Below are 12067 nucleotides of genomic sequence, written 5' to 3'. Positions count from 1 at the left end.
GATCGGATACCTTTGTGCTCCGTATCATTAAAAAAGTTTTTGTCATTGACGCTATGCTAAAGAAAAAAACAGCGGTACTGTTCGTGGAAACGGATGGTACATCCACCCGAAAAATGCAAGTACCGACACTGATCGTCAACCACTGGAAAAAAATAGTAGGATCTTTTGTAGCGCTGATCGCAATGACGGTCTTTTGCGTTGCGTATATCGTTAAACAGCAGACCTCCGAAGCGTATACCGCCGTCTATAATAAAAAAATAAATCTGCTGAACGAACAGAAGAAACAGTTGGAAGAAGAAGGCTTTAACAGCCAGTTGACGACCGACGAGATGAAAAAATCGTTCGATTCCATCGACAGCACCTTGACAAGCATCAATAAAAAAATGCGCACCCGAGGGCTGAAAGAAATTAAAATGAAACATGTCGGTGGACCTGTAGAAACAGGAGAAGACGATTTGGTCGAGCTATCCCTTTTCTACAAAAAACAACTCAAAAATCTGGAAGCTAAACTGGATGGTATGCCCCTGGGTGTGCCGCATCCCGGACGCATCACCTCACCTTTCGGCTATCGTCGCAATCCATTCACCAATCGTGGTCGAGAAATGCATGCCGGTGTTGATCTAAAAGGAAGAATGGGCGACCCTGTTCGGGCCACGGCCAAAGGCCGTGTCACCTTTGCGGGATACAAAGGGGATTACGGTTATGTCGTGATGGTGAAGCACAACAACGGATATGAAACACGTTATGCCCATCTGACACGAACCCGCGTAAAACGCGGGGAAGCAATCGAAGCTGGCGAAGTTGTGGGGTTGTTGGGTAGCACCGGCAGAAGCACCGGACCACATCTGCACTACGAGGTCGTAAAAAATGACAAAAAGTTGAACCCCAGCAAATTCTTTTCTTTCTAAAGCGGGACAGAAAGAAGTACGTCCGATTTACCCCCGTAAATATCTCGTGATATTCGAACAAAAGAGCTAAATATGATGGCTCTTTTGTTATTTTTGGTCCATGAGCGAAAATACGTTCCACATCGCAACCTTACATCGCGGAAAATACATGGCTCTACTTTTACTGGGCGTATGTATCGTCACGGCTATTTCGGCGAGGTTACCCTTGGCAGAAGCCGCGAAAATTCTAATCGTTCTGTGCAGTCTTCCGCTGCTGCTAATGCTTAGCATCAAGTGGAGTCGCAACGATTCGCAATGGGTCGTAAACCAGGAAGAGGTTACCATCACGTTTCCTGGTGGGAAGACCGAGCGCATTCCGCTTTTCGAGGTGAAATATCTCCGGAACGTACCCCGATCAGGCGGCAACCTCATCATGATGTTTATGAAAAATAAAAAGGTACCCAAGCGATATTGGCGCAATAAGCTCTTTCAAAAAGACGACGATCTGCAGGCTTTAATACATGTTTTAAAGCAAAAAGGGGTCGAATATTATTACATGTAAAATCTAACACACAAATGAGAAAACTATTAATCTTTGGTTTCTTTATGCTCTCCAGCGTGCTTATGTTCGCGCAACGTGCCGGCTATTGGCAGCAAGCCGTTGATTACCGCATGGAAATTGACGTAGATGAAAAAAACTACCAGTATCAGGGCAAGATGGATTTGAAATATACCAACAATTCCAATCAAGCACTATCCAAAGTATATTTTCATCTATATTTCAACGCTTTCCAACCGGGCAGTATGATGGATCACCGACTGAGCAATATAAGCGATCCCGATTCACGGATGACAAAAAATCTCGGCACCAAAGAAAATCCGCAATACCAAAGCCGCATTGCGACGTTGACGGAAGATCAAATCGGCTACCAAAAAATAAAGAGTCTTCGGATGAACGGGCAGCCTACCACTTACAAAATCGATGGGACGCTGTTGGAAGTCCTTTTGCCGCAGGCTATCGCAGCTGGCCAAACCGCAGACTTCGAAATGGAATGGAGCGCCCAAGTTCCCGAACAAATCCGCCGAAGCGGACGCAACTCATCCGAAGGTGTGGCGTTTTCGATGGCGCAATGGTATCCCAAAATGGCTCATTTCGATGAATTTGGCTGGCATCTGGATGAGTATGTTGCGCGCGAGTTTATCGCGCCGTTTGGCAACTTTGACGTTACCATACATTTGAACAAAGATTATGTAATTGGAGGATCGGGAAAACTGCAAAACCCCAACCAAGTGAAAGGCTATGTCAAAAAACCGAAAGTAAGCCCTGTCAATGGAAAGGCCACATGGCATTTTAAAGCAGAAAACATTCATGATTTCGCGTGGGCGGCCGATCCGAATTTTGTGGTTGATTCCGCCAGAAGCAACGGTGGTGTTACGGTTTATACCGTCTTCCTTCCGACGAATAAGGAGGTCAAAGAAAATTGGAAAACAGCGTTGAGCTTGGCGACGGAATTTTTTGATTATACCTCGGCACATTTCGGCACATACCCGTGGCCAACCTACAGTATCGTGCAGGGTGGAGACGGCGGTATGGAATACGGAACAGCCACCTTGGTTACTGGCGGACGTAATTTAAAGAGCTTGGTTGGCGTCATCTTCCACGAAGCTGCCCACTCGTGGTACCAACATCTATTTGGGATCAATGAGACCGTAGATGAATGGTTTGACGAGGGATTTACAAGTTACGTGCAGGCACTTGCCTTTCAGGCACTCTTTGAAAAGAGGGAAATACCGGCACCGAACCCAGTGATCAGCGGCTACCGTGCTTACTACAAATTGGCGATGTCCGGCAAAGAGGAACCTATGAGCCTATTGGCAGACTACTACAACAGCAATTACGCGTACAGCAATGAAGCATACAGCAAAGGCCAAGTGTTGGCCGAACAGCTGGGATATATCATCGGTAAAGAAAACCTGCAAAAAACCTTTCTCCAGTTTTATGATATCTGGAAACTGAAACATCCTACGCCGAATGATTTCAAGCGTGTCGCAGAGGAGGTATCCGGCATCAACCTCAAATGGTATTTTAATCTTTTTATCCATACAACCCGCAAAATAGATTATGCCATAAGCAAGGTAAGCGATCAGGAAATCACACTCACCAACAAGTCCGATTTTGCCATGCCCATAGATCTTTTGGTAACATATGCCGATGGCACGAAAGAACTTTTCTATATCCCTTTGCGAGAAATGCGGGGAGATAAGCCGGTCGAGAACTTCGCCGTGTACCAGGGCGTACGAAGAACGGTGTTGGAGGACTGGTTTTGGACAAAACCGACCTATACCATTCGTTTGAACAAGAAGGCGGTAAAAGTGGAGATTGATCCTACACAACGCCTCGCGGATGTGGAATCCGCAGATAATAGCTACACTGCCCAATAAAAAGTAAGGCTTACCCACATACGCGGTAAGCCTTACTTTTTTTATGACGCAGTCGCAGGCTCAGCTAGCGCATGGTATAATTAAACGCTTTTGGTCTTACCATATCTTCTGTATAAACGCGTCCGAAACGATCCGCAACCTTAATTTTTAAGGTGCTACTGGCCGACGAAGCCCTTACCTTAAACATATGTGACGAATTCGACGCATCGAAAGTGGGTACTGCATTCACGTTGATCCTTTTCATGGCATAGGAGATGAGCTGTAAGGGGTCAAAAGAAGCAACACGCTGTACGGACAATGCAAGGCCGTTTTCGGTCACGGAAATCGTCCAGCTGGGATCATACCCCCACACGTTAATTAACACCTCGTTATCCCGATTCTCATTCGCAAAATCAGCCGCATACTGCGGGACAAGATTTTGATGTGATGTGTTTGCATCCGGGGCGTATTTGGCCGCTGTAATGTGTACATTGTTCAGATCGTAGGATCGAAATTGGTAATCTTCGGGATAACCAATAGATTTATATTGCCACGTTAAATTTTTTCCGCTCACTTCCCAAATCCCATAGCCTCCGGGGCTTCCGTCTGGCGCGATATGGTTTCCGGCATAACCTGTCCTGCCGGTCCACCACCACGTTGCACACACCGCAGCCGTATTATGCTCCATGAAATGATCATTTCTGACCACGCGATAGTTTACGTGTGTGTGCCCAGTTAGCACATGCACCTGTTCAAACCGCGTAAATAAATCGACCAATTGCTGTCCGTTGCTCATGCGGAATGCGGGTAAGCTGCCCGTGATGGAGGGCGCATGATGTAATTGGATATGCGTTGCCAATATGATCGGCGTCGATGCGTCTACCGTTTCCAGATCCTTCTTAAGCCAAGCAAACTGCTGCTCGGCAACTTTTGCGTTATAATTCCGGTTCCCTATATTCCCCGTGGATCCACCTACATTGATATACTCGATGTTATCCAAAACGATATAGTGTATTTGGCCGATATTAAATGAATAGTAAGTAGGACCCAATACCCGACGGTACGCATTCTCTGACAGCCAGTCGCTGGCAAAGTACGGGTCGTTGTCGTGGTTCCCAATGGTGTTAAAGACCGGTGCTTGGAGCTTAGCAATCTCTTTTACATATTCGGGAAGCATAAAGTTATTGCTATACCAGTAGGTTTCCCACGTCTGGTCTCCCAGCGTCAGCGCGTAGACCTTTTTACCGGCACCCTGCATCTTGGCAATCTGCTGGTTGGCGTCTGCAATAAAACCAGCCTGAAATTGATGCAAGTCATCATTCCTGTTTGCCAAATGCATATCCGCTAGACTAAGCAGCACGTGGTTATTGTTATCGACTGCCTTCAGCTCAAAATCCCGCGTATCCACGACATTCGGGTTGGGGTTTAGATAGCGATAAAAGACTGGTAGGTTACTGGCCATGCTTAATACTTCGTGGTTTCCAGGCACCGAGACAAAGACATATCCATTTCTTTTGGTGGAAGACAGGTAGTATAAGCCATCGCGATCGGTTTTTGTCACCTCAGATCCATCCGAAACGACCACATTTGCGAGGCCTTGGCCTGCTATATGAACGACTCCCTTTATGGTTTTACCAGCTATATTCGGCAGGTTGGCACGCAACACGAAGTTGAAGGTGCTGCTGCCTAACGTTTGCTTGACACCCTCCCGATCGAGCACGACGGTGTAGCGTCCCTCTTGCAAATCTGCAGGAAGTGGAAACGAAGCGCCTGCCGAACCTATTTCAGACAAACGTATCCGGAAAAAGTTGGTTAATCCATCCAAGGGCTCCAGCAAAATTTCGTCGTTAGACTGAAATCCCTTGCCCGAAATCTGCGTCGCAGCGTCTCTTTGGACATCCCATACCAAAGGGATACGCACATCTTCGAGTCCGAGCTTGTTTTGTTCGGTGGTTGGCGGATGGATTTCTTCCGGTCTTGATACCACTTCTTTTCCGCATGAGAAGCAAATTAGCAACAACAGCAGCAGAAAGGCATGAACGGAACGCCTGCGTTGGGCAGGTAACAATATTTTTTTCAACAGCATAAAAAAAGCTTTTAAAAATTTAGGCAAAAAAAGGCGTCTGTTCCCTTAGCAACAGACGCCTTTCATAAAAAAAATCTACTCTGTTTGTCGTGTCACAAATTCCCCAACTTCTAGATCGCTAGCGAGAGACTGTTTTGACAGCTGCTTTGCGTTGTAGCCGCGGGCTGTTTCCCAGGTGCGTGTACGGGTATTGAATACGCCGCCCAATTGGATGAAGAAACCCACGTTTGCCGGGAGAAAATGCGGAACGCGATATTGATTGCTCCCCATGGAAAAGAAGGGTTGGGCAGCACCGGTTTCTGCATTAAAAGGTCGGTAATGATCGTTATTTGCGACGCGATAACCTAGATTCGCCACAGAATCGATGATGGTACTGGTGCCGAGACCGCCAAACATCACCAAATCTATTGGTACCGTACTTTCATTAATATTCGTCCCTACAAACAAGGCCATTCCACTGGCGTTTCCACTGTTCGCTAAGATATTTGCGTTTGCGTCGCCCAAGCCATCGCCCCCGGATGTGGCATATGGTATTGCACGTACCCAATTCAGTTCGGCTAGGGAAGTAGAGTTTGCGCCACTAATACGCTTCTGATGGCCACCTACATAAAAGAATTCGCCTTTTTTTACGGATCCTTCCGTTAGGTTGAATTTCAGGGTACGTGCACCGCCAGTTGCCCAGCCTGCACCTGGAGGCGCACCGGCATTCGGCTGATTTCCTCCAGCGTTATTGGTGGTGACTACCGAAAATGGGATCTCTGCAAAATTAATATCCGCATTTGCCCTGAGCTGAATGTACTCATAGTTACCGTCTCCACCCTCAGGATCAGGACAATAACCGGTAAAAACCAAGGGCATAGCGCCTAAATCCCCCGGAATCTCGGGATCGGAAACGTCCAAGATGTCGGAGGCCATCCTTGGCCAAATGGCCATGACGCCTGCATGGTCCGAATCGCCAAGGAGTATCCCCTGTACGTTCACATTGCGTGGCACTTGGAGATTGGCGAAAGGCGCGTTGGGGAGGGTGCGTATGTTTAAGGTATCAGCCCCATTTACCATTCTTTTTACGCCGGCGAATGTTTGACCCGCTTCCGGACGGGGAAACATCTCCCCACCAATGATCTGGACGTATGTACCCTCGAACTCATGGGGGCGCTGATAAATAGCGGAGGCTGTTACGTTGCGACGGTAGATGCGGGAGACGTTAGCGATGACCTCGATATCGGCCGCTTGCACCGCATCCACATAGAGAAACCCTGCTCGCTTTAATTGTTTATTGCTGATATTTACCGCTATGGAGTCGCCAACGCGATAGTTTGCTGCGATGTCGCCAACGTTGAGCGCGATACCGTGTAGCTTGCCCGGCTGCGCTTGCTGCACGATCAGCATTCCTGCAGGAACGTTTCCTAATTGGACATCCGAGATCACTACTCCCCGTGTCTGCTGCGCTTCGCTCAGCAGCGCACCGGTCAGTTGTATATCGGTACCCTTATGTATTTGCCGCAGATCCTCAATGCTGATGTACGGGCTTAATCTGCCTTCCAAAAAATTACGCTTTTCGCACGACTGCATCAGGAGCACGAGCAGCGGTAACAAAAAGATATAGTTTAAACTCTTTTTCATCAATATACGTTTTACAATAAATATTATGGTCTTTGCCACCAAACCAAGGTATTGATATCATCTGGGCCCTGTTCAGCTACCGCTTTCATATAATTCTCCCGATTTGCAGACTGCACATACACCGGGTAATTAAGACGGGCAGGCATTTTGCCGCCATTAAGATGCCCGGAACGAATAGGCAGTACGGGATGTCCCGTACGTCTGTACTCGAACCAAGACTGCATGTCGGTAAAAAATAGCGCATAGTATTTCTGTAAATGGATAAGCTCCATTTTCTCGAATTCGCTATATGAATCGTCCCACGCAACCAAGTCTGACGTCAAGTAAAAGGATGGAACGGTGTGGTTCCAAAGCTCTATGCCGGCGACAGTGCCGCGTTCGTAGTAGGTCTGCGCAGTTTCCGAACTGATCCAGCCCTTGACGGCAGCCTCAGCCAGTATCAACTGCAGCTCCCCATAGTTCAAGATGTTGCCCAGCAGCGGATTGGTCATCAAGCCCGTGTGTAGGGCAGATCCTGCTACGGGGGGCTGTCCGATAGGATAACCACTTGGCACCCCAAAATAGTCGCCATTGGCTAGAGACGCCCAAGTTACGATCCGTGGATCACTCCGTTCGTTTAGCTTGTCAATAAAAAAACTTGCGGAGCGAGGGCCATACCAATCGGCGGGGCGCCATGTCGCAAAGGGGGATACATAAGCTCCAACACCCGTCCATCTCAAAATAGCTGAATAATCGTTGTTCACCATAATAGGATAAATCAAGGGCGATTCATCAACGATTTTTTTGATGATCGCGGGTGTATTCAGCGCTGTTTTGTGCGATAGGCGCAGCGCTAGACGCAAATACAGTGAGTTGCCGAAAGTACGCCATTTAAGCATATCACCGGCGAATATAGGATCCACGCTGCCGTTGATACGCGTAGTTGCTGGCAATCCGCGCAAAAGTGTATTGGCTTCTTCCAATTTTGCAAATAATGCGGGGTAGATATCCTGCTGCTTATCAAATACAGGACGAACAAGATTCAAGTCTTTGGCACGTAAAGCTTCTGTAAATGGAATGTCACCATAAATATCCGTCAGTATAGAAAATATCCAAGCTTCACAGATTTGTGCAACCGCCATGTATTCAGGTTGGTTAAGCTCCTCCGCAAATTCGTAGATATCCCGGAAATTGCGCAGCTGCAGATACAGGTTGTTCCACATGTAGTCAGCTTCGCTCGTCCGGATATCGTACCGAAAGATACGCCCATCGCCATCGCCCATATTGACCGTAACCTGCATCAGCTCGTTGGTGATGCGTTGGCTACGACTCATGTTGTAACTCACCACTTTCGCTATCGCGGGAGCGAGCAAATTTTCCGGCTGTACGCGCGGACTGGAGTTCGGATCGGTATTGATTTCTTGAAAGTTTTTGTTGCACGAGGGCGCGAGCACAAGTGTCATCACTCCTAAGCCTAGCATGTATATTGATCGTTTAAAAATTCTCATCTTCATCATTCATTTAATTATAGTCCTATAACGAGGTTCAGGCCGAATGTGCGGGTGGCAGGGAATTGTCCGAGTTCGAAACCACGGGTAATTTCCCCATTGCCCAGCGTTCCAAATTCGGGATCGAAGGCCGGCCAACTCGACCAAATAAATAAGTCGCGGCCAAATACCCCTACCGACGCTCGCTGAAGCCCGATGTGGGATAGTATGGATGGGCTTAACGTATAGTCAAAACGTAACTCGCGAAGTTTTAAAAAGTCCGTTGAATAGCTGGTTCCCTCCACGTTATCACGCCCAAGGTGGGCATTGTAATAATCCCAAACATTGGTCGCGATAACATCATTTGGACGGTAGGTACCGTCACCGTTCGCAATCACACCATTTCCAATAATACCGTTGTACCGTCCGGGCAATGTGTTTTTTGTTTTCCCCTGTTCGCCATGTACGGCCGAAGTCAAGGAGTAACCCACCGCACCAAATTGCGCATCAAACATAAAGCCCAGGCGGAATTGTTTGTAGCGAAATTCATTGTGCAAGCCTACGCGCCATGCCGGGTTGGTTTGACCGATGTATTGCATGGTATCCGTCAATTGTGGCAAGCCATTCTCATAAACAATCTGTCCATCGGGCGCGCGCTCATACCCACGACCATAAAGGTCGTCCATACGTGCGCCAACCTTGGCAATAATGGCACCCCTGCTGCCGGGGCCATTCTGCAGAATCATCTCGTTCAACTCATCCGTCAATTCCAACACTTTATTTTTATTCGTGCTAAAAGTCGGACTCATCGTCCATTGGAAATTCTCCTTCCGTATCGGCATAATGCGCGACTCGATCTCCAAACCACTGTTTTGAATTAAACCTGCGTTGACCAATATCGAAGAAGCACCAGACGACCTGTCTACCGTCGCTGTCAAATGCTGATTGGAAGTCTTCGCGGTATAGTAGGTCATATTCAAGGAAAATCGACCCGCAAACATGGATATATCTGTCCCTGCTTCGTAACTTGTCGTATAAAGTGGTTCCAGCATCAAATTGGGCATCTTCGTTGGGTTGGATCGACCTCCCGAGAAAACAGATTCTACGGAGTAATTATAGGAAGTAACGTAAGGCTCATCGGAACCACTTCCAACGCCGGCAACCGATCCACGAAACTTAACCAGCGAAAATTGTTTAGGTAGGCGGACGACATCGGAAAGTACAAAGCTTAAGTTAAGCGAAGGATATTGGAAGGGTTTTCCTTTACTGACTGGAGAAGCCAATGCACTATTCCAATCGTTTCTGTAGGAGAAATCGGCAAACAGGTATTCTTTGAAAGATAATGTTCCCAGCGCATAAATACTATTTGTCACCTGCTGTTCTTTCCGCGGATTGCTCACGATAACACCTGCTGGGTTACCGAGATTAAATATGCCTGGATAGGCAAGCGAGTCGGCACTGTTTCTTTCCAAATCGCTTTCGCGCCTCCTCGTGCTCCCTCCTGCAGTCACCCGTAACTTAAGATCAGGCATAATTTCCTTCTTGTACGTTACCATGACGTCTGAGGTTGTTTCCGTGCTGTTGATAGTCTGTGTGCGGTACATACCCTTTCTGAATTTTTCGGTGTCATAAGGACGTTGCTGGCTCCTTTCTTCTGCATTCAGATCCATCGTTGTGCGAACCAAAATATCCCAGTTCTTGGAAAATTGATAGGTAGCATCCACGCTTCCCGTTAACCCATGACGTTTGTTTTTATTCAACATTTCATTTGTAATCAGGTACGGATTGTCGACCAAACTGCTGAACGGATAATTTTGCAAGATATGCTCTTGCCCTATACGCCAATAGTCTTTCAACCAATCTAACGATGCGTTAGGTTGCCAAAAGGCATTCCAGTACATCAGCGATTGGTTGTTGTATCCTGTTGACGGCAAGTTGTCACTGCGGTTTTGACGGTAATTGATCCGTGTTTGTATCCGCAATTTGTCCGTCACGCTATGTCCGGCCGTCAGGGACACGTTGTTCCGCTCGTAGCCGGTGTTAGGAATAATCCACTTGTTCCGCAGATCTGTAAAGGAAAATCGGATTTGTGTTTTATCGTTCCCTCCATCTAGACCAACAGAGTTGGTAAAGGTGGTGCCCGTGTTAAAGAATTTCTTCCGTTCGTTCGGATAAGCTTGCCACAAGGTGCGCTCCGTTGCACGTGTTTGTGTTACTGGATCGTACTGAAAAAAATATTGGCCATCAAACTTAGGTCCCCATGCTGAGCTGGTGCTACGGGTGCTTGCTCCATCAACACCGGCGTTAAAAGAGTAAAAACGAACCCCTTCCGTACCTTGCCCATATTCATATTGGTAATCCGGCCATCTAGAGATCGACTCCATAGTGGCATTCGAGGTTATCGTAACGCCGATCCCTTTCCTTGATCTACCGGACTTTGTCGTAATGACGATGGCACCGTTACCACCGCGCTCGCCATAAAGCGCCGTTGCGTTGGGTCCTTTTAAAACCGTCAATGTTTCGATATCTTCAGGATTGATATCACTAATACCTGTTCCAAAATCCGTCGGTGAGTCGCCGCCTAAATAGGCGCCAGACCCGTTTCCAATCTGCCTACCACTGCTTTGACTCACCATCACACCATCGATCACAATAAGCGCTTCATTATTTCCGGTAAGGTTGTTTTCACCACGGAGAATAATCTTGTTGGAACCTGCAGGGCCTGCTCCCGAACGGACGAGGTTTACGCCCGCAACGCGACCAGACAAGGCCTCGCTCCAGTTATTGGGCATTGTCTGTGCAATTTCTTCACCTTTCACTTCGGTAGCAGCGTAACCAAGCGCTTTTTTCTCTCTCGAGATACCGAGCGCCGTAACCACTACTTCTTCCAAATCACCCGTTGTCGGAAGAAGTGCAAAATTAACCTGTGCTGTTCCACCTTCAGTGACTGTGATTTTCGACTTGTTCATGGTCTCAAAAGAGATATACCGCGCGGCCAGCGTATAAGTGCCGGGCGGAACAGCGATGCTAAAGCGCCCTTCTGCATCGGCGATTGCCGTGCGGTTCAGTTCCACCACCTGCACGGACGCTGCGGCCAATGGCTCACCCTTACTGTCTGCAATAATTCCAGTGATCCGACCCGGGCGTTGCTGCTTCTTCAACACCAAGATACCATCAGGGCGTTCTTCATACATAATCGATGTACCTTTAAAAAGGGTTGTCAGCACTGCGTCTACCGATGTAGCGCGAAAGACATGCCCGGATACGGCGATATTGGCCAAATTAAGGGCCTTGTCATCATAAGCCATCTCCAGGCCTTGCTCTGCCTGCAGTTTTTTGATTGCTGCATGCAGCGAGCTGTTTGACACTGTAAAGTCCACTTTTCTTAAATGAACCTGTCCGCGAAGCGGAGCCGCCCACAGGAGCTGAGAAACTGTTAGGCCGATCAGATATATAATAATTGTCGTACGCATCATTATTCGTATGAACAATAGGTTTTTATTCATATTTTTATTGTCTTAGTAATTCATATTTAGCTAAGTGGCCTTGCTAAGGGTCTCAAGCTGAGCTCGGCCAAGCGAATT

General features: G+C 47.6%; 7 protein-coding genes. 3 read left to right on the top strand and 4 right to left on the bottom strand.

Annotated elements, in window-relative coordinates; genetic code table 11:
- Positions 1–53 precede the first annotated feature (53 nt).
- The 3 genes from IE165_RS10205 to IE165_RS10195 all read left to right on the top strand — a co-directional run bounded on the left by IE165_RS10205 (position 54) and on the right by IE165_RS10195 (position 3329).
- Positions 54–908 (top strand): M23 family metallopeptidase, encoded by an 855-nt coding sequence (locus IE165_RS10205; RefSeq protein WP_189626522.1) that lies wholly within the window; start codon positions 54–56, stop codon positions 906–908.
- Between the two features lie 100 nt (positions 909–1008).
- The gene (locus IE165_RS10200) at positions 1009–1449 is read left to right on the top strand and encodes a hypothetical protein (RefSeq protein ID WP_189626521.1); all 441 of its coding nucleotides are present in this window, start codon (positions 1009–1011) and stop codon (positions 1447–1449) included.
- Between the two features lie 14 nt (positions 1450–1463).
- Entirely contained in the window at positions 1464–3329 is a 1866-nt protein-coding gene (locus IE165_RS10195) for a M1 family metallopeptidase (protein ID WP_189626520.1), read from the top strand.
- A gap of 64 nt (positions 3330–3393) precedes the next feature.
- Here the strand turns inward: IE165_RS10195 and IE165_RS10190 are convergent, their stop codons facing one another.
- The 4 genes from IE165_RS10190 to IE165_RS10175 all read right to left on the bottom strand — a co-directional run bounded on the left by IE165_RS10190 (position 3394) and on the right by IE165_RS10175 (position 11989).
- Positions 3394–5394: a calcineurin-like phosphoesterase C-terminal domain-containing protein gene (locus IE165_RS10190; RefSeq protein WP_189626519.1), complete on the bottom strand. Its 2001-nt coding sequence runs from the start codon at positions 5392–5394 to the stop codon at positions 3394–3396.
- Between the two features lie 75 nt (positions 5395–5469).
- Positions 5470–7017 (bottom strand): DUF5689 domain-containing protein, encoded by a 1548-nt coding sequence (locus IE165_RS10185; RefSeq protein WP_189626518.1) that lies wholly within the window; start codon positions 7015–7017, stop codon positions 5470–5472.
- A 23-nt stretch (positions 7018–7040) separates the two neighbouring features.
- Positions 7041–8477, bottom strand: coding sequence for a SusD/RagB family nutrient-binding outer membrane lipoprotein (locus IE165_RS10180; RefSeq protein ID WP_229826503.1), 1437 nt, complete (start codon positions 8475–8477; stop codon positions 7041–7043).
- Between the two features lie 44 nt (positions 8478–8521).
- Positions 8522–11989: a SusC/RagA family TonB-linked outer membrane protein gene (locus IE165_RS10175; protein WP_189626516.1), complete on the bottom strand. Its 3468-nt coding sequence runs from the start codon at positions 11987–11989 to the stop codon at positions 8522–8524.
- Positions 11990–12067 lie beyond the last annotated feature (78 nt).

Origin of the sequence: Sphingobacterium griseoflavum (assembly GCF_014653155.1) — a bacterium.
Taxonomy (GTDB): Bacteria; Bacteroidota; Bacteroidia; order Sphingobacteriales; family Sphingobacteriaceae; genus Sphingobacterium; species Sphingobacterium griseoflavum.
Note: the sequence above shows the minus strand (reverse complement) of the source record. Positions and strands in the feature narration are given on the sequence as shown.